At 64.5% G+C, this 18,415-nt stretch carries 17 protein-coding genes and 4 tRNA genes; 8 read left to right on the plus strand and 13 right to left on the minus strand.

Going from position 1 to position 18,415, the window contains the following annotated elements:
* The coding region (locus QZ281_RS07005; RefSeq protein ID WP_292226446.1) for an efflux RND transporter periplasmic adaptor subunit at window positions 1-645 on the plus strand (645 nt) is incomplete at its 5' end.
* Entirely contained in the window at window positions 645-3,851 is a 3,207-nt protein-coding gene (locus tag QZ281_RS07010) for an efflux RND transporter permease subunit (RefSeq protein WP_292226503.1), read from the plus strand. The genes QZ281_RS07005 and QZ281_RS07010, both read left to right, overlap by 1 nt.
* Before the next feature lie 10 nt (window positions 3,852-3,861).
* Here the strand turns inward: QZ281_RS07010 and QZ281_RS07015 are convergent, their stop codons facing one another.
* Window positions 3,862-4,380 carry a cytochrome c family protein gene (locus QZ281_RS07015; RefSeq protein WP_292226448.1) on the minus strand — a complete coding sequence of 173 codons (519 nt, stop codon included), beginning with the start codon at window positions 4,378-4,380 and terminating at the stop codon, window positions 3,862-3,864.
* A gap of 150 nt (window positions 4,381-4,530) precedes the next feature.
* Between QZ281_RS07015 and QZ281_RS07020 the strand changes: the two genes are divergently transcribed.
* A complete protein-coding gene (locus QZ281_RS07020) occupies window positions 4,531-4,797 on the plus strand; it encodes a FeoA domain-containing protein (RefSeq protein WP_292226452.1) in 267 nt (88 codons plus the stop codon).
* Complete coding sequence (locus QZ281_RS07025) at window positions 4,797-6,665, plus strand: ferrous iron transporter B (RefSeq protein WP_292226455.1); 1,869 nt, start codon at window positions 4,797-4,799, stop codon at window positions 6,663-6,665. The genes QZ281_RS07020 and QZ281_RS07025 overlap by 1 nt, the downstream gene beginning before the upstream one ends.
* A gap of 18 nt (window positions 6,666-6,683) precedes the next feature.
* Here the strand turns inward: QZ281_RS07025 and QZ281_RS07030 are convergent, their stop codons facing one another.
* The 7 genes from QZ281_RS07030 to QZ281_RS07060 form a co-directional block, all read right to left on the minus strand.
* Window positions 6,684-7,310 carry a TetR/AcrR family transcriptional regulator gene (locus QZ281_RS07030; protein WP_292226457.1) on the minus strand — a complete coding sequence of 209 codons (627 nt, stop codon included), beginning with the start codon at window positions 7,308-7,310 and terminating at the stop codon, window positions 6,684-6,686.
* A 130-nt stretch (window positions 7,311-7,440) separates the two neighbouring features.
* Complete coding sequence (locus tag QZ281_RS07035; RefSeq protein ID WP_292226459.1) at window positions 7,441-8,469, minus strand: sulfate/molybdate ABC transporter ATP-binding protein; 1,029 nt, start codon at window positions 8,467-8,469, stop codon at window positions 7,441-7,443.
* On the minus strand, window positions 8,470-9,312 hold the full coding sequence (gene cysW, locus QZ281_RS07040; protein ID WP_292226462.1) for a sulfate ABC transporter permease subunit CysW: 843 nt from the start codon (window positions 9,310-9,312) through the stop codon (window positions 8,470-8,472).
* Complete coding sequence (gene cysT, locus QZ281_RS07045; protein WP_292226465.1) at window positions 9,309-10,163, minus strand: sulfate ABC transporter permease subunit CysT; 855 nt, start codon at window positions 10,161-10,163, stop codon at window positions 9,309-9,311. Before cysT ends, cysW begins: the two co-directional genes overlap by 4 nt.
* Window positions 10,160-11,182, minus strand: coding sequence for a sulfate ABC transporter substrate-binding protein (locus tag QZ281_RS07050; protein ID WP_292226468.1), 1,023 nt, complete (start codon window positions 11,180-11,182; stop codon window positions 10,160-10,162). The genes cysT and QZ281_RS07050 overlap by 4 nt, the downstream gene beginning before the upstream one ends.
* Window positions 11,183-11,354: 172 nt before the next feature.
* Window positions 11,355-11,430, minus strand: a tRNA-Thr gene (locus QZ281_RS07055).
* A 56-nt stretch (window positions 11,431-11,486) separates the two neighbouring features.
* Window positions 11,487-11,924: an HIT family protein gene (locus QZ281_RS07060; protein WP_292226470.1), complete on the minus strand. Its 438-nt coding sequence runs from the start codon at window positions 11,922-11,924 to the stop codon at window positions 11,487-11,489.
* Window positions 11,925-12,039: 115 nt separating this feature from the next.
* On the opposite strand from QZ281_RS07060, the gene QZ281_RS07065 reads away from it, so the two are divergent.
* Complete coding sequence (locus tag QZ281_RS07065; RefSeq protein WP_292226506.1) at window positions 12,040-12,402, plus strand: phage holin family protein; 363 nt, start codon at window positions 12,040-12,042, stop codon at window positions 12,400-12,402.
* 63 nt (window positions 12,403-12,465) lie between these two features.
* Here QZ281_RS07065 and topA read toward each other — a convergent pair whose 3' ends face one another.
* The 4 genes from topA to QZ281_RS07085 all read right to left on the minus strand — a co-directional run bounded on the left by topA (window position 12,466) and on the right by QZ281_RS07085 (window position 16,188).
* A complete protein-coding gene (gene topA, locus QZ281_RS07070; RefSeq protein ID WP_292226473.1) occupies window positions 12,466-15,102 on the minus strand; it encodes a type I DNA topoisomerase in 2,637 nt (878 codons plus the stop codon).
* A gap of 333 nt (window positions 15,103-15,435) precedes the next feature.
* Window positions 15,436-15,837 carry an OsmC family protein gene (locus QZ281_RS07075; RefSeq protein ID WP_292226476.1) on the minus strand — a complete coding sequence of 134 codons (402 nt, stop codon included), beginning with the start codon at window positions 15,835-15,837 and terminating at the stop codon, window positions 15,436-15,438.
* A 143-nt stretch (window positions 15,838-15,980) separates the two neighbouring features.
* Window positions 15,981-16,055 (minus strand) — tRNA-Asn (locus QZ281_RS07080).
* Between the two features lie 58 nt (window positions 16,056-16,113).
* Window positions 16,114-16,188 (minus strand) — tRNA-Asn (locus tag QZ281_RS07085).
* Between the two features lie 61 nt (window positions 16,189-16,249).
* Here QZ281_RS07085 and QZ281_RS07090 point away from each other — a divergent pair.
* Both QZ281_RS07090 and QZ281_RS07095 read left to right on the plus strand, forming a co-directional pair.
* Window positions 16,250-17,074 carry an RNA methyltransferase gene (locus QZ281_RS07090; protein ID WP_292226479.1) on the plus strand — a complete coding sequence of 275 codons (825 nt, stop codon included), beginning with the start codon at window positions 16,250-16,252 and terminating at the stop codon, window positions 17,072-17,074.
* Between the two features lie 31 nt (window positions 17,075-17,105).
* Complete coding sequence (locus QZ281_RS07095; RefSeq protein WP_292226482.1) at window positions 17,106-17,447, plus strand: hypothetical protein; 342 nt, start codon at window positions 17,106-17,108, stop codon at window positions 17,445-17,447.
* 60 nt (window positions 17,448-17,507) lie between these two features.
* On the opposite strand, the gene QZ281_RS07100 is transcribed toward QZ281_RS07095, so the two are convergent.
* Window positions 17,508-17,581 (minus strand) — tRNA-Cys (locus QZ281_RS07100).
* 134 nt (window positions 17,582-17,715) lie between these two features.
* On the opposite strand from QZ281_RS07100, the gene QZ281_RS07105 reads away from it, so the two are divergent.
* Window positions 17,716-18,345 (plus strand): protein-L-isoaspartate O-methyltransferase, encoded by a 630-nt coding sequence (locus QZ281_RS07105; RefSeq protein WP_292226484.1) that lies wholly within the window; start codon window positions 17,716-17,718, stop codon window positions 18,343-18,345.
* Window positions 18,346-18,415: the final 70 nt, after the last annotated feature.

Here is an 18,415-nt window from a genome sequence, read left to right on the forward strand (position 1 = left end):
CAGGCAGCGCAGGCCCGTCGCGGCGACCGTGTCATCCGGGCGCCCTTCGCCGGAACCCTGGGCCTCAGCACGGTCACGCCGGGTACTCTGATCAATCCCGGAGCAGTCATCGCCACCCTGGACGACACGTCGAGCATCCGCGTCGACTTCCCCCTGCCTGAGCGTTACCTCAGCCGTCTTCAGCCCGGCACCCCGATCACCGCGACCGCAGACGCCTATGGCGACGAGCCGTTCCAGGGGCGGATCGAACTGATCGATACGCGGGTCAATGAAACGACGCGGGCGGCCACAGCGCGGGCCATCTTCCCCAATCCGGGCGGTCGCATCCGTCCGGGCATGATGATGCGTGTCGCCGTCCAGCAAGGCCAGCGGCAGGCCGTCTCCGCACCCGAAGCCGCCATTCAATATGAAGGCGCTGGCGCATTTGTTTACCGTATCGCCTCAGGTCAGAACGGCTCGACCGCCCAGCGGGTCGAGATCACCACAGGCACGGTCGAGAACGGCTTTGTGGAAATCCTGTCGGGTGTTGAGGCGGGCGAGCGTCTGGTCGGTTCTGGCCTGAACCGCATCCAGCCCGGCGCACCGATCAGCGTTGCAGGCGCACAAGGTCAGCAGGGCGCGACCCAGCAAGGCGCTCGCAAATGATGCTTTCCGACGTATCGGTCCGGCGTCCAGTCTTCGCAGCGGTCGCCGCGATCGTTCTGTGCGTCATCGGCGCCGCCGCCTTCTTCTTCCTGCCCGTTCGTGAACTGCCGGACGTCGATCCGCCGATCGTCTCGGTCAACACCACCTATGCCGGCGCTTCTGCCGAGGTGATCGAGAGCCGGATCACTGAACCCATCGAGCAGCAGGTCGCAGGCATCCAGGGGATCGAGCGGATCACCTCGGTCAGCCGCGATGGGCGGTCCAACGTGAACATCGAGTTCTCGCTGGACCGCAAGATCGATGACGCCGCCAATGACGTGCGCGACCGCGTCAGCCGCGTGGTGGGGCGTCTGCCGGATCAGGCCGATCCGCCGGAAGTCGCCAAGGCGGACTCCGACAGTCAGCCGATCATGATCGTCTTCCTGCGCTCGACCAGCATGAACCGTCTGCAACTGACGGATTACGCCGACCGCTATCTGGTGGACCGGATCGCCACTGTGCCCGGCGTGGCCACGGTCAACATCTATGGCGAGCAACGCTATGCGATGCGGATATGGCTGGACGCCACGGCGATGGCGGCGCGCGGCCTGACGGTCAATGACGTCGAAAACTCTCTGGCGAGCCAGAACGTCGAACTGCCTGCGGGTTCGCTGGAGTCGACCGACAAGGACTACACCGTCCGCGTGGCCCGCACCTATGCGCGGCCCGAAGACTTCCGTCAGTTGCCCATCGGCACGCGCGGCGCCTCATCTGCGTCGAACGCTGTGGCGACCGGATCGGGCAGCGGCTCATCGGCCATTATTCAGGGCCAGCCGACCTATGTGACGCGTCTGGGCGACATCGCCCGCGTCGAGGAAGCGCCCGCCGAGGCGCGGCGTCTGTTCCGTGGCAACGGCATGGACCAGATCGGTCTGGCCGTGACCCGTCAGGCCCAGTCGAACGACCTGGCCATCTCTGACGGCGTCAAGAAGATGATCGAGGAGATACGGCCGACCCTGCCGCCCGGCGTGACCATCGAAATCGGTTCGGACAACTCGGTTTTCACCTCGCACGCGATTGACGAGGTCTGGATCACCATCGGTATTTCGATGGCGTTGGTGGCCCTGGTGAACTTCATCTTCCTGGACAGCCTGCGGGCCGCGTTGATCCCGTCCATCGTGGCGCCGATCTGTCTGCTGGCGACCTTCATCGTGCTGGCGCCGCTGGGCTTCTCTCTGAACCTGCTGACGCTGCTGGCGCTGGTTCTGGCCATCGGTCTGGTGGTCGATGACGCCATCGTGGTGGTTGAGAACATCCAGCGTCGTTTGGACCATGGCGAACCGCCTCTGGTCGCCGCCGAACGTGGCGCGCGTCAGGTCTTCTTCGCCGTTGTGGCCACGACCATCGTTCTGCTGTCGGTGTTCGCGCCCCTGCTGTTCCTGCCCGGATATGTCGGGCGCCTGTTCGTCGAACTGGCCGCCGCCATCGCCGCAGCCGTGGCCTTCTCCGCCTTCCTGGCGCTGAGCCTGTCGCCGATGCTGGCGTCCAAGATCCTGAAGCCGGCACAGACGGGCGGCTGGGTCGCGCGGCGTGTGGATTGGGCGATGGAGCGGCTCAAGAGTTCTTACGCCAGGTCGCTGGACATGCTGTTGGGCCGTCGGATCGCTGTGGTCGGTGTCGGCGCCGTGATCGCCCTTGTTGCGGCGGGTGCGGTGGGCATCTTCATGGTCCTGCCTAATGAACTGGTGCCGAACGAGGACCGAGGCCGGGTTCAGGTGCGCGTCGCCGGGCCGAAAGGCGCCGGCTTCGACTACACCCGCAAGATCATGCTGGGGCTGGAGCCGCTGTTGGCCGAGTACAAGGCCAATGGCGAGGCGGATTCCTTCCTGATTTCCGCGCCCGGTTTTGGCGGCGGCAGCTTCAACTCCGGCAATGCTGTGTTGAACCTGGCTGACTGGTCCAAGCGTGATCGCAGCGCCGCCGATATTGCACAGGAGCTGAACGGCAAGCTGCGCAGCCAGACGGACGCCCAGGTCAACGCCTCGACGCCGGGCGCCTTCCAGCGCGGCGGGGGCAACTCCAACTCCATCGAACTGGTCGCCACCGGCAACGACTATCGCCAGATCTACAACTGGCTTCAGCCCATTCTGGCGGCGGCCCAGGCCAATCCGGGCTTCTCGCGCCCGCGCCTGAACTATGAGCCGAACTCTCCGCGCCTGCTGGTCGACGTCGATCCGCAGAAGGCGGCGGCGCTGGGCGTGTCATCCCAGTCCATCGGTCGCGCGCTGGAGACCATGTTCGGTTCACGCCGCGCCACGACCTACATCAAGGGCGGCAAGGAATACGACGTCATCCTGCAGACCGACCGCGACAACCGGCGCGAAGTGGCGGATCTGGAGGCTCTGTATGTCGCGACGGGCGGCGGGCAACTGGTGCCTTTGTCGGCGGTCGTCACGACCAAGACGACAGGCGACACGCCGGATCGGCGTCGTCTGGATCGCCAGCGGTCGATTTCGCTCCAGGCCGATCTGAACCCCGGAACGACCATCGACGACGCTATTCAGTTCTTGCAAGCCGAGGCCGCCAAACAGTCTCAGAGCGGTGTGACGATCCAGTGGGGCGGCGCGGCGCGTGACCAACAACAGGCGGGCGGCGCGGTCGTCGCGGCCTTTGGTCTGGCGCTGCTGCTGGTCTTCCTGGTGCTGGCGGCCCAGTTCGAAAGCTGGATCACGCCTGCGGTCATCATGCTGACGGTGCCTCTGGCGGCGGCGGGCGGTCTGTTCGGCCTGCTGATGGCCGGGTCCAGCCTGAACATCTACAGCCAGATCGGTCTGATCATTCTGATCGGGGTGGCGGCCAAGAACGGCATCCTGATCGTGGAGTTCGCCAACCAGCTGCGGGATCAGGGGCGCTCGATCCGCGAGGCGATCATCGAGTCCTCATCGCTGCGTCTGCGCCCGATCATCATGACCTCCATCGCCACCGCCTTCGGCGCCCTGCCGCTGGTGCTGTGGCAGGGGGCGGGTGCTGGCAGCCGCCAGACCATCGGCGTGGTGATCTTTACCGGCGCCATGTTCGCCACGGTGCTGACCCTGTTCGTGGTGCCGGTGATCTATGGCGTGCTGGCGCGCTTCACCAAGTCGCCCGAGTGGACGGCCCGCAAGATCGAGGAATGGGAAGCGCAGGAAATGGAGCGCGGCGGCGAGAAGCCTATTCTGGTGGAATAGGCTTCGGCCCTCAGGAAGCGGGCGTCGGTTCGGGCTTGGCCTCGGCCTGATAGCCCGTCTCCACCTTAAGGAAGGCGATGACGTCGCGGCGGTCCTTGTCATCAGGCAGGCCGGGGAAGGTCATCTTGTTGCCCGGCAGGAAGGTGCGCGGGTTCTGGAGCCAGTGGTCCAGCTTCTCTGCATCCCAGGTGAAGTCCGCCGTCCGCATGGCGTTGGAGTAGCTGTAACGCGGACGGTCACCCGCCTTGCGGCCAAAGACGCCGTACAGGTTCGGTCCCGCCATGTCCGGTCCGCCCTCGCCAATGGTGTGGCACGAGCGGCAGCGGGCGAAGGCGCGGCGGCCGTTCTCCAGATCACCTTCGTTGTACGGCGCGGGCAGGGAGGCCAGCAGCGTCGCCTTTTCCGCATCCGACAAGACGCGGGCCGGTTTGGCCGGTGCGGCGGCAGGCGCAGCCGTGTCGGTTCCGCCGTTGCCACAGGCGGCGAGCATCAGAAGGGGGACGGCGGCGAGCGGAAGAAAGCGGTTCATGACGGTTCCTGTTTGACCCCTGATACTCCATTCGGCGAGCGCGGCAATTGGGCAAGCTGTCCTGCTGGACGCGGGGGGCGCGCGGCTGATAATCACTGTCATTCAATGCTGGGCCGCAGGGGTGCGCCGCCCGTCCATGCGAGCGTAGATTTGACCGAAACCATCAAGCTGAGCCAGGCCCGTCGCGGCGACCGCGGGATCATCGTCCAGGTCGGCGCCCATTGTCATCACCAGCATGAGGCGGTGGAGCTGGAACGTCGTCTGCTGGAGCTGGGCTTCGTCGAGGGCGCGCACGTCGAACTGCTGCACGAAGGCCTGTTCGGGCGCGATCCCATCGCCATGAAGGTGGATGATATGCGTGTGGCCCTGCGCCGCCATGAGGCCGAGAGCCTGATGATCCAGTTGGACGCCGCCTGATGGACGCCGTGCTGAAGACCGCCCGCGTCGCCCTGGTCGGCAATCCCAACAGCGGCAAGACCGCCCTTTTCAACGCCCTGACTGGCGCGCACCAGAAGGTCGCCAACTACGCCGGTGTTACGGTCGAGCGTAAGGAAGGTCTGATCCGCGCCGCCTCTGGACGGTCGATCTCGGTGCTGGACCTGCCGGGCACCTATTCCCTGCGGGCGCGCAGTCCGGATGAAGAGGTCACGCGCGACGCGGTGCTGGGCCGTCTGGCGGGCGAGACGCCGCCGGACGTGGTGGTCTGCGTCGCGGACGCCACCAACCTGCGTCTGGTGCTGCGTCTAATCCTGGAACTGAAGGCTGTCGGGCGTCCGATGGTGCTGGCGCTGAACATGTACGACATCGCCCAGCGTCAGGGCCTGCGGATTGATCTGGAGAAGCTGGGCGCCGAATTGGGCGTGCCGATCATCACCACGGTCGCCACCCGCAAGCGCGGCGTCGATGATCTGGTCACCGCGGTGGAGCAACAGGTCGATGTCGCGACCCTGAGCGAAAGCCAGTGGCACAGCCCCGACGCTGCTGAACTGCGCGCCGCCGCCCGCGAGGCCGAGCGGATCATGAAGGCCTGCGTTCGTCCGCCAGAGCGGCCCGACACCCTGACCGGTAAGATCGATTCCGTGCTGCTGCATCCGGTTGGCGGAATGCTGATCCTGATGGCCATCCTGTTCGTCATGTTCCAGGCCGTGTTCAGCTGGGCCGCGCCCCTGATGGACGGCATCGAGGGCGGCATCGGCTGGATCGGCGAGATGGTCGCGGCCATCCTGCCTGACGGCCTGTTGCAGAGCCTGATCGTGGACGGCGTCATCTCCGGCGTGGGCAGCGTGCTGGTCTTCCTGCCGCAGATCCTGATCCTGTTCCTGTTCATCATCGCGCTGGAGGACTTCGGCTATATGGCCCGCGCGGCCTTCCTGATGGACAAGATCATGGGCGGGGCGGGCCTGCATGGCCGGGCCTTTATTCCCCTGTTGTCCAGCTTCGCCTGCGCCATTCCCGGCGTGATGGCGGCGCGGGTGATCGATTCAAAGCGCGACCGGCTGACGACCATTCTGGTGGTGCCGCTGATGACCTGCTCGGCGCGTATCCCGGTCTATACGCTGATCATCGCCGCCTTCATTCCGAACGAGACGGTCTGGGGCTTCGCCAACCTGCAGGGCGTTGTGATGTTCGGCCTCTATGCGGCGGGCATCTTCAGCGCCCTGATCGTGTCGCTGGTGATCCGCAAGATATTCTGGCGGGGCGCTGTTGAGCCCTTCATGATGGAACTGCCGACCTACAAGGTTCCTGACCTGAAAAGCGTCGGCTTCAACCTGTGGCTCCGGGCCAAGATTTTTTTGACGCGGGCAGGGCGGATCATCCTGCCCGCCGTGGTCATTCTGTGGGTGCTAGCGACCTTCCCCTATCCGCCCGAGAACGCGACCCTGCCGGCCATCGATTACTCGTTCGCGGGGATGTTGGGCCGGGCGCTGGAGCCCATCTTTGCGCCCATCGGATTCAACTGGCAGATGGTCATCGCCCTGATCCCCGGCATGGCCGCGCGTGAGGTCGCGGTGGCGGCGCTGGGCACCACCTACGCCATTGCGGATGCAGAGAATGCGACGGGCCTGTTGGCCTCGACACTGGCCCAGCACTGGTCGCTGGCGACCGCGCTTAGCTTCCTGGCCTGGTACATCTTTGCGCCGCAGTGCGTGGCGACGCTGGGCGTTGTGCGTCGTGAGACGAACTCGCTGAAATGGACCTGGGTGATGATCGGCTACATGTTCGCTCTGGCCTATCTGGCCTCGCTTGTGACCTATCATGTCGCGGTGGCGATGGGCGGGGGCTGAGGCCGCCCGCCGGTAGGATCAGCGGCCGGTCGTCAGCTTGACGATGATGATGGCCGCCGTATCCAGAATGGCCTCTGGCGTGTCGGCGCGGCGCAGCAGATCAAAGCTGGCCGCGGTCGATTCCGCGATGGAGGCGATCTGGTACGACGCCAGACGCGGGCTGTAGTCCTTGGGGTGCAGGCCGCTGGCGTGGGCCTGAGCGACGCGGCGTTCGATCGACAGGTGCAGGCGCCGCAGACGACGCACCCGGCTTTCGACAAAGGCGGCGTCGCCATTGTCGGCCAGCATATGTTCGACCCGCAGCACCTGACCGTGGGTGCGCCAGATTTCCATGATGTCGAGAATGAAGGCGCGGCCGATGGAGAAGGCCTTGTCGCCCGGCCAGTCGGCCTGAAAATGGCTGGACAGGCCCTGGAAGTCGGCGGCGGCCACTTCACACAGAGCCAGAACAGGTTCTTCGACGGTCTTGAAATAGGTGTAGAAGTTCGAGGGAGAGACACCCGCGCGCGACGCCAGATCAGCGACGCGGATTTCACCATAATGGCGCTCGTTCAGAAGCTGGCGGGTGGCGTCCAGAATGGCCTGACGCGTGCGTCCGCCGCGAGCGCCGATCTTGTGTCCCAGCTTGTTCGTGTTTTCGGCCATGTCCCCAGATGGTCGAGCAGTGATGGCGCGGACGCTGGCTTAGCGAGACACCGTAAAACCGGGTGCGCCTAAGAGTTTGGTTTCATCCAATCCGTCCGAACCGTCAATCCCTACAAATGTCGCGCAGGCTTCAGGCTTTGAACAGATGGACCAGATCGGGGCGCACCCGCACCGTCTGACCTATGCTCAGTTCCGACAGCGGGTCATGGGCCGAACGTTCCAGATCCAACGCCTGTCCCTCGATTTCGATGCCGATCCGGGTGCGCGGGCCTCGCGGGCTCATGCTCACGACGCGGGCAGAGATGCCCTGTTCACTCAGGATCAGGTCTTCGCCGCGCACGGCCAGAATGACCTCGCCGGTCGGGGCGTCCTTGGGCGCGTCGGTCGTCCAACCATCGACCGTCAGGGCGCCATCCAGAACCTTGGCGGGCAGGTGGACGGCGCCGCCCAGGAAGTCATGAACGAAGGCGGAGCCGGGCTGCTGGTACAGGTCCAGCGGCGTGTCGACCTGTTCGATGCGTCCGTCCTTCAGGATGGCGACGCGGTCGGCCAGATCCAGCGCCTCTTCCTGATCGTGGGTGACAAAGACCGTGGTGACGCCGGTTTCGTCGTGGATGTGCCGCAGCCAGCGTCGCAGTTCGCGCCGCACCTTGGCGTCCAGCGCGCCGAACGGTTCGTCCAGCAAAAGCAGACGGGGCTGGATGGCCAGGGCGCGGGCCAGGGCGACGCGCTGGCGCTGCCCCCCCGACAACTGGGCCGGATAGCGTTTGCCCAGGTCTTCCAGTTGAACCAGCCGCAGCAGTTCTGCGACCCGTTCCTTGATCGCTGCCTTCGACGGGCGTTCTCGGGCAGGGCGGACGTTCAGGCCAAAGGCGATGTTGTCGGCCACGGTCATGTGCCGGAACAGGGCATAGTGCTGGAAGACCAGACCCACCCGGCGCTCACGCGGGGTCTGGGCCAGATAATCATCTCCATCGAAGATGACCGAACCGGCATCAGGCTGTTCCAGCCCCGCCATGATCCGCAACAGGGTGGTCTTGCCTGAGCCGGATGGGCCGAGCAGGGCCAGGAATTCGCCGTCGCCGACCTCCAGGTCGACGTCATGCAGGGCTGGGAAGCCCCGAAATTGCTTGCTCAGGTTCTTGATCGTCAGGGGCATCTAGTGGCGCCTCGTGGCGGCGAGTTCGTCGGCGAAGCGCCATTCCAGCAGGCTCTTGATCAGCAGGGTGATCAGGGCGAGGCCCGCCAGCACTGTGGCGGTCGCGAAGGCGCCGACGAAGTCATATTCGTTGTAAAGAATCTCGACGTGCAGAGGCAGGGTGTTGGTCAGGCCCCGGATGTGGCCAGAGACGACCGACACGGCGCCGAACTCGCCCATCGCCCGCGCATTGCACAGCAGCACCCCGTACAGTAGGGCCCAGCGCACATTGGGCAGGGTGATCTTGGAGAAGATGGCCCACGGTCCGGCGCCCAGCGTCACCGCCGCCAGTTCCTCGTCGGCGCCCTGCTGCTGCATCAACGGGATCAATTCACGCGCCACGAAGGGCAGGGTGACCAGAATGGTGGCCAGCACCAGCCCGGTCACAGTGAAGATGATCCGTATGCCCAGCGCATCCAGCAGGGGCGCGAACCAGCCTGCCGATCCGAACAGCAACACCCAGACCAGACCGGATATGACCGGCGAGATCGAGAAGGGCAGGTCGATCAGGGTGGTCAGCAGGGCCTTGCCCCGGAACTCGTACCGGGTGACGCACCACGCGGCGGCCAGACCGAAGATGGCGTTCAGCGGCACCGATATGGCCGCGACCAGCAACGTCAGGCGAACGGCGGCCCAGGCGTCGGGTTCGTCGAACGCCTTCAGGAAGCCCTCGACGCCTTTGCGGAAGGCTTCGGTGAAGACCATGCCCAACGGCAGCAGAACGATCACCGCCAGCCACAGAAGGCCTATGCCGATGATATAGGGCGCGGCGCCCCTCAGAGGCGATCTGCGTACCGCCGTCATTTGCGACCTCGGCGCAGCAGCAGGCTTTGCAGGCCGTTCATGACCAGCAGGATCAGGAAGGACAGGCCCAGCATGGCCAGGCCGATGGCGGCCGCGCCTGCATAGTTGAACTGCTCTAGCTGGATCACGATCAGCAGGGGCGCGATCTCGGACTTCAACGGCATGTTGCCGGCGATGAAGATGACCGATCCATATTCCCCGACAGCCCGCGCGAAGGCCAGACCGGCGCCCGAGATCAGGGCGGGCAGAACAGCGGGCAGGATGACCAGACGTGCACGCTGGAACGGGCTGGCGCCCAACGTCTCTGCGGCCTCCTCGACCTCATGATCCACGTCTTCCAGCACCGGCTGAACCGAACGGACGACGAAGGGCAGTCCGACGAAGACCAGCGCCAGCAGGATGCCGATGGGCGTATAGGCGATGCGGATGCCGACATCATTGAACCACGAGCCGATAGGTCCGTTCGGCGCGTAGATTGCGGTCAGCGCGATGCCCGCCACAGCGGTCGGCAGGGCGAAGGGCAGGTCGACCAGAGCATCGATGATCCGCTTGCCCGGAAAATCATACCGCACCAGCGCCCAGGCCAGCAGCAGGCCCATGACGCTGTTGATCAGCGCGGCGGCAGCGGCGCTGTAGAAGCTGAGTTGCAGGGCGGCCAGCGCGCGGGGTGTGGTGATCTGTTTCCAGAAGCCGTCGAAACCCAGCTCCCACGGACGCAGGATCAGGGCCGCCAGCGGGATCAGCACGAACAGCGACAGATACAGGACGACGAACCCGAAGGTCAGGCCGAAGCCGGGCAGGACGCTCGGCTCCTTCCATCGCCATCGTCGGGGCAGCGGAATGGATGTCACGCGCCGCCGCTCGGCTGATAGATGCGGTCGAAGACGCCGCCGTCGGCGAAGTGTTTCTTCTGGGTTTCGGTCCAGCCGCCGAAGTCTGCAATGGTGGCCAACTCCAGTTGCGGGAAGTTGGCGGCGAACCGCTGAGCCACAACCTGATTGCGCGGCCGGTAATAGTTCTGGGCGATCAGAACCTGCGACGGCTCTTCATAGAGGTATTTCAGATAGGCCTCTGCGACGGCGCGCGTACCCTTGCGATCAACCACCTTGTCGACGACGGCGACCGGCGGTTCGGCCAGGATGGAGAAGGGAGGCACGACGATGTCCACCTTGTCCGCGCCCAGTTCCTCCACCGCCAGATGGGCTTCGTTTTCCCAAGCCAGCAGCACATCGCCGATGCCGCGCTGGACAAAGGTGGTGGTCGAGCCGCGCGCGCCCGTGTCCAGAATCGGCACATGGCGGAACAGTTCGCGCAGATAGGCGGTCGCCGTCGCCTCGGTCGCGCCGGGACGGCGGATTGCGTCCGCCCAGGCGGCCAGATAGTTCCAACGCGCTCCACCTGACGTCTTCGGATTCGGGGTGATGACCTGGATGCCCGCCCGAACCAGATCGGGCCAGTCCCTGATATTCTTCGGGTTCCCCTTTCTGACCAGGAAGACGATGGTCGAGGTGTAGGGGCAGGCGTTATCTGGCAGGCTGGTCTCCCAGTCCTTGTGCGTCAGACCGCGCTCGGCGATGGCGTCGATGTCGGCGGCCAGGGCCAGGGTCACAACATCGGCCTGAAGTCCGTCAATGACCGCGCGCGCCTGTTTGCCAGACCCCCCGTGAGACTGTTCGACGTTGACGCCGGGCTGGCCGGTCTCACGCCAGTGGGCGTCAAACAGTTGATTATAGGCGCGGTACAGTTCGCGCGTCGGATCATAGGAGACGTTCAGCAGGGATACGCCCCCCGCGCCGCCACCCGAACGGGGCGAGCAGGCGGCCAGCGTCAGCGCACCTGCGCCCAACAGCAATCCGCGGCGATGAAACATGATTGTCCTCCCTGCCCAAGGCCGTGAAGTGACCGGATAAATCCCCATCTGCCAAGTGGGAGATGAGACACGATTTCTGAAACGTGGTCCCAGCTTAACTCATGACATCGCACGCCGTTGCGAAGTGCAAGGACGGCGTGACGTGTGGAATTGACGCGGAAGGGGAGGGAAGTGGTGCCGGCTGCAGGAATCGAACCCGCGACATCCAGTTTACAAAACTGGCGCTCTACCAACTGAGCTAAGCCGGCGTCCTTGATGGACAGGCGCGCCTTATGCGGACGGATTGCATAAGGCGCAAGATGGGTCAGTCCAGTTTCTCAGCAATGCGCGCCGCCAGAGCCTTCAGGGTGTCGGTGTCGGCCATCGGCGCATGGCCGTGCCCCTTCAGATCCCGACTGCTCCAGCGCGGGATGATGTGGAAATGCAAGTGGAAGACAGTCTGCCCGCCAGCGTCGCCGTTGAACTGCATGACGGACAGGCCTTCAGGCTGCAGCGCCTTTTCGACAGCCTTGGCGGTGCGTTGCAAGGCGGCGGTCATGCGGGCCAGAACCTCGGGTTCGACCTCCAGCAGGTTCCGTGCCTGGGATTGTTTGGCGATGATCAGGACGTGGCCTTCCGATTGCGGAAACACATCCATGAAGGCCAGGACGTGGTCGTCCTCCCACACCTTCACCGAGGGGATTTCGCCGCGCAGGATTTTGGCGAAGATATTGTGGGGATCGTAGTCGCCGTGCAGGCTCATGGGGGGCTCCGAAGCGCGTTGTCGATGCTGGATAGCAGCCGATGCCGTGGAACGGGAGCCTTCGTCCGTATCGTGCGTTATGGTCAAGCTTCAACACAGCTTCATCGAGGACGACATGATCCGCTTCATCATTCAGGCCCTGGTCACCATGGCTGGCCTTTGGCTGTCGGCCAAGGTGGTGCCTGGCGTGGACTTCACCAACAACGGCTCCCTGATTGCAGCGGCCATCATCTTGGGCGTGGTCAACGCCGTGGTGCGGCCGATCATGGTGGTGCTGACCCTGCCGTTCACAATCCTGACCTTCGGCCTGTTCCTGCTGGTCGTGAATGCGGCGATGATCGGCCTGACATCGGTGTTTCTGGACGGGTTCGCCGTGCATGGGCTTTGGGCTGGAATCGGCGCGGCGATCGTTACGGGTGTGGTCAGCTGGATCGCGGGAGCCTTCATTGGCGGCAGCGACGAGCCGCGTCGGAACTGAAATTGAAAGAGGGGGCGGTCATGCACTGACCGCCCCCTCATCTGTCTTTACTGCGCGAGGCGTCTATTCCTCAGCCTTGGCCTTTTTCGCAGTCGTCTTCTTGGCGGCTGGCTTCTTGGCCGTTTCCTTTTTAGGGGCCGCCGCCTTCTTGGGGGTAGCGGCTTTCTTGGCGGCAGGCGCCTTTTTCTTGGGCGCAGCGCCAGCCTTGGCGGCAAGTAGAGGCAGGGCGTCTTCCAGCGTGAGGTCTTCGGGCGCCGTTCCCTTGGGCAGGGTCGCATTGATCTTGCCCGACTTGACGTAGGGGCCGAAGCGACCGGCCATGACATGGATCGGCTCACCCGTTTCGGGGTGGGCGCCAAGATCCTTCAGCGGCGCCGTGGCAGACCCGCGTCCCGGACGACCAGCGCGTTTTTCAGCCAGCAGGGCGACGGCGCGGTTCAGGCCGACTTCGAACACCTCATCGATGTCCGAGACATTGGCATAGGTGCCCGCGTGCAGGACGAAGGGACCGTAACGGCCCAGGCCCGCCGTGATCATCTTGCCGTCTTCCGGGTGGACGCCAACCTCACGCGGCAGGGCTAGAAGGCGCAAGGCCTGATCCAGAGTAAGCGACGCAGGCGACCAGCCCTTGGGCAGGGACGAGCGTTTGGGCTTTTCACCCTCCGGCGGCGTGATTTCGACATAGGGGCCGAAACGACCGATCTTCAGCTGCACCGGCTGGCTGGTCGCCGGGTCGATCCCCAGTTCGCGGTCGCCGCTCTCAGCCGAGCCATCCTCAGCCGAGGGTGTGGCGACGGGGCGGGTGTATTTGCACTCTGGATAGCGCGAGCAGCCGATGAAGGCACCGAACCGGCTGGTCTTCAGGCTGAGCTGGCCCTCGTGGCACAGGGGGCATTCGCGCGGGTCGGAACCATCGCCCTTGTCCGGGAAGATGTGGGCACCCAGCGACTCGTTCAGCGCGTCCAGAATGGCCGTGGTGCGTAGTTCGCCAGCGGCCTGCGTCGCGGCATGGAAGTCCTGCCAGAACTCGCGCAGCAGCACCTTCCAATCCAGTTGACCAGCGGACACCTCGTCGAGGCGGGTCTCAAGCGCGGCGGTGAAGTCGTATTCGACCCACTTGCTGAAGAACTGTTCCAGGAAGGCCGTGACTAGCCGTCCCTTGTCCTCGGGATAGAAGCGGTTCTTGTCGACGCGGACGTATTCGCGGTCGCGCAGGGTCGACAGTGTCGAGGCGTAGGTCGACGGGCGCCCAATGCCCAGTTCTTCCAGCTTCTTGACCAGGGTGGCTTCCGAATAGCGCGGCGGCGGTTCGGTGAAATGCTGGTCGGTGCGGATGGCGTCGACCTTGGCCTTGGCACCTTCCTTCAGGGCGGGCAGGCGGCTGGTGTCGTCGCCTTCGTCTTCTTCCGAACCCTTCTGCTTTTCGTCGCGGCCTTCTTCATAGACGGCCAGGAAACCGTCGAAGGTGACCACCTGGCCAGTGGCGCGCAGTCCGGTCTGGCCGTCGGGCGTTTCGATCTCGACCGTGGTGCGGTCCAGACGCGCGGCCTCCATCTGCGAGGCGACCATCCGCTTCCAGATCAGCTCGTACAGACGCTGCAGATCGGAATCGAGGCGCACGGAATCGGGATGGCGGGCGATATTGGTCGGGCGGATCGCTTCGTGCGCTTCCTGGGCGTTCTTGGCCTTGACCTTGTAGAAGCGTGGCTCGGACGGGACGTAGGCGGGACCGTATTCCTTGCCGATCACCTCGCGCGCCTGTGCCAGACCTTCCGGGCTGACCGAGACGCCGTCGGTACGCATATAGGTGATCAGACCGCCGGTCTCATCGACGCCTTCATACAGTTTCTGCGCGGCCTGCATGGTGCGCTGGGCGGTGAAGCCCAGCTTGCGCGAGGCTTCCTGCTGCAGGGTCGAGGTGGTGAAGGGCGGCGAGGGATTGCGGCGAACCGGCTTCTTCTCAACCGAGTTGATGGTGAAGTCGCCAGCGTTGATCGCGGCGCGGGCGGCGCTGGCGGTGGCTTCGTCCTTGATGTCCAGACGCTGCACGCGTTTGCCGGCGTGCTTGACCAGACGGGCGGTGAACGGCGGGCTGTCAGCGTTCAGGTCGGCCTCGATGGACCAGTATTCCTGAGGCTTGAACTTCTCGATGTCCATTTCGCGATCGACGACGATGCGAAGGGCGACGGATTGCACCCGTCCAGCCGAGCGCGCGCCCGGCAGTTTGCGCCACAGGACCGGCGACAGGGTGAAGCCCACCAGATAGTCCAGCGCGCGGCGGGCCAGATAGGCCTCGACCAGCTCCATATCCAGCTGACGCGGATTGGCCATGGCTTCCAGCACGGCGGACTTGGTGATGGCGTTGAAGGTGACGCGTTCGACGTGCGTGTCCTTCAGCGCCTTCTTCTTGTTCAGGACTTCCAGAACGTGCCAGCTGATCGCTTCCCCTTCGCGGTCGGGGTCGGTCGCCAGGATGACGCGGTCAGCGCGCTTGGCGGCCTCGGCGATTTCGGACAGGCGCTTGGCACCCTTGGCGTCGGCCTCCCAATGCATGGAGAAGTCGTCGTCAGGCAGGACCGAGCCATCCTTGGACGGCAGGTCGCGGACGTGACCGTACGAGGCCAGGACCTCATAGTCCGAGCCCAGGTATTTATTGATGGTCTTGGCCTTTGCGGGGCTCTCGACGATGACGAGGTTCATGATTGGTTCGGTCTCGGGAGGGGGCGCGAACGTGGTTGGAGCGGAGCCGCGTGTCAATCGTCGGTCGCGCCGTGCACGTATAGGTAGTTTTAATCTAAATCTGTGCTTCTATGGGTTGTCGGACTGATTCCAAGAGATAGCCATGGCGACCGCTTATCCCGGACCCCGCTCAAAACGGCCTGCGACCCTGTCGTCTGGCCCGTCTCCGTTTCCCACGCGCCATTATATAGGGGCGATGTGCATGGAGATGGCACGTATGGCCAAGGAGGACGGAGACGAGGTCTTGGCCGACGTCCTGCGCAAGGCAGCGCAAGAGGCGGGGAATTCCAAGCCTTAAGCGGCGCCCAGTGTCGTCTGGATCGGGACGCCGTTCTTGATTGCCAGGGTGACGGGCGTGCGTTCCGCCACATCGGCCAGACGCGTCTTCTGCTCATCGGAGAGTGGCCCGGACGGGAACAGAACCCGGTCGATTCGCGGCGGTTGCTCGCCTCCGCGATATTCGAGACGAACCTCCAGCGCCTCCAGAGGCCATTCCTTGCGTTCGGCGTACATCTTCAAGGTGATGGCCGTGCAGGCTCCCAGAGCCGACACCAGAAGGTCGAACGGTGCAGGTCCTGCGTCCTGACCGCCCAGGCGCTCCGGTTCGTCCGCCGAGAAACTGTGTTGCAGGTCACCGCCAGTCGCGATGCGGGTGACGTAGCGCGTTGCGCCGATGTTCGCCGTGGCCAGTGCCATGTTGATCTCCCCGATGATGTCCGCCTCAACATGGTGCCATCCAGACGGATCGCCAACGGGCGTCCCGTGAGCAGGATCGCGATAGCGTCATTCCGGGAAAGCAGACTCGATCGGAGATTTCTCATTCCGATCAAACATCCGAGTGGCTCCGCGGGTAGGATTCGAACCTACGACCAGCCGATTAACAGTCGGCTGCTCTACCACTGAGCTACCGCGGAACTGCTCTGGATTTATCTTAGTTGGGAGCGGGAAGCTCAACCCTATCAAACACCCGAGTGGCTCCGCGGGTAGGATTCGAACCTACGACCAGCCGATTAACAGTCGGCTGCTCTACCACTGAGCTACCGCGGAACTGCTCGGGAGCGGCGCTATAGCAGTGCCCGTTCGATTCGTGCAACGGGAAAAGTGCGCCATGAATCAGTTCGTCGTCTCTGATCCTCAGGATCCCCGCATCGCCGCCTTCCGCGATATCCGTGAACGTGACCTGACGGGGCGCGAAGGCCTGTTCATCGCCGAGGGCGAGGTTGTCGTGCGCGTGCTGGCGTCCGACGCCTCGCAATGCAGGCCGCGCGCCCTGCTGCTGGCCGAGAAGCGGGTGACGGCGCTGGCGGACGTCATCGCCGCCCTGCCGGACGATGCCCCGGTCTATGTGGCGGCTCAGGAGGTGCTGGATCAGATCGCAGGGTTTCATCTGCACCGGGGCATACTGGCCCTGGGCGAAAAGCCGCCGCTGCTGTCGCTGGACGCCATGCTGGGCGAGGTGAGGGCGCAGGATGTGTTCGTCGTCGCTAGCGGTATCGGCAATCACGACAATATGGGCGGGATTTTCCGCAATGCGGCGGCGTTCGGTGCGCGGGCCGTGCTGATGGACGCCAGTTGCTGCGATCCCTTCTATCGCAAGGCCATTCGTGTCTCGGTCGGGGCCGTGTTGCGTACGCCGTTCGTGGTGGTGGACCGGGCGCAGACCATCGCCGAGGCTCTGCAGGCGGCGGGCGTTGATGTCCTGGCCCTGACGCCGTCAGCGAGCCAAACGCTGGCGGATTATCGGCACGAAGGTCCGACGGCAGTGGTTCTGGGCTCTGAAGGGCCAGGTCTGCCCCGCAGTGTCATCGAAACCTGCACGGCGGTGGGCATACCGATGGCGGGGGGATTCGATTCTCTGAACGTCGCCGCGACCAGCGCCGTGGCCCTGCATCATCTGAAATGGGGGCGAGCTGATGCCGCCCGCGTGATTTGACGGCGGGGAGGGGGCGGCGTTTCGTCAGCCCATGATCGTGATTGCTCTTTTGACCGCTCTGCAGATCGCACCGGAAGCAGCGGGCGAGGTTGATCGGTGGCGCGAATGTGTCACGCGGCAGGCTGCGCCGGGCCAGCCCCTGCGCCGAATGCCCGCCGCAATGGTGGATGCCGCCTTGGTGCAATGCGCGCCTGAGCAGGAAACGGCGAGGCGACGTATCGAATCGCAACTTCGGCAGGGTGAGAACCGCCGGGGCCGTCGTCAGGCGGCGCAGGAAGCGCAGCGCGTCACTCTGGAAATCCGTGAGGAGATTCGCCGAAGCCTGATCAGGCGCGTCCGTGCCAATGATCCGGGGCTGGGGGTGAACGGCTGAGAAGGGCGTAGAAACGAAAAAGGCGCGGACCGTGCGGTCCGCGCCTTTTCTGTATCGCGATGGAGGCCTGACCGGGAATCGAACCCGGGTGCAAGGATTTGCAGTCCTCTGCGTCACCACTCCGCCATCAGGCCGCTTTTGATCCCCGTTTTTGCGGGGGCGGTCATCGCGAGGGCCGTTCGCTATCAGATCGGATTGTCCGCTGCAACGCACGGACCTATAAGCGCGGCAGAATTCCTCCCGGATCATCGTCAAAGGCTGTTTACAGATGGATTTCACCGCAGAGCGCAAGGCTATGGTCGACTCGCAGGTGCGGGTGAACGACGTGACTGAGCGCGCGATTCACCTGGCCATGTTGGCCGTGCCGCGCGAATCATTCTGTGCGTCGGACCGCGCCTTCGCCGCCTATTCCGAAGAATCGGTCGTCATCGCGGGCGAGCGTCGCCTGATGCCGGCGCGCGATGTGGCCAAGCTGCTGCAGGCCGCCGATGCCCGCGAAGGCGAAAAGGCGTTGGCCATCGCCGCGCCTTACGCCGCCGCTGTGCTGGCCCGTATGGGCGTGAGCGTCACCGCGCAGGAAACTGATCAGGCTGTGTTCGACGTCGTCGGCGAGGCACTGGCTGCTGAGGGCGTGGCCACGGTGGTCGCGCCGCTGGACCAGCCGACGGGCGAAGGCTGGGACGTGATCGTCTGTGAAGGCGGCATTGGTGCCCTGCCGGAAGCCTGGGGTGCTGCCCTGCGTCCGGGCGGCCGTATCGTGGCGGTCGAGCGTCGCGGTGCCATCGGCAAGGCGGCCCTGTATGTGAAGGGCCGTGAGGGCCTGTCACGCCGTGAACTTTTCGATTCGTCGCCCGCGGTTCTTGCAGCCCTGACGCCGGCTCCTACCTTCGCGCTGTAATCGTTTTTGCGGCCGCGAAGGAAATCGCGGTCGCCAGCGTGAAAAAAACTTAACTGGCGTATGGTCGAGT

It is taken from the genome of Brevundimonas sp. (assembly GCF_018608325.1).
GTDB lineage: Bacteria > Pseudomonadota > Alphaproteobacteria > Caulobacterales > Caulobacteraceae > Brevundimonas.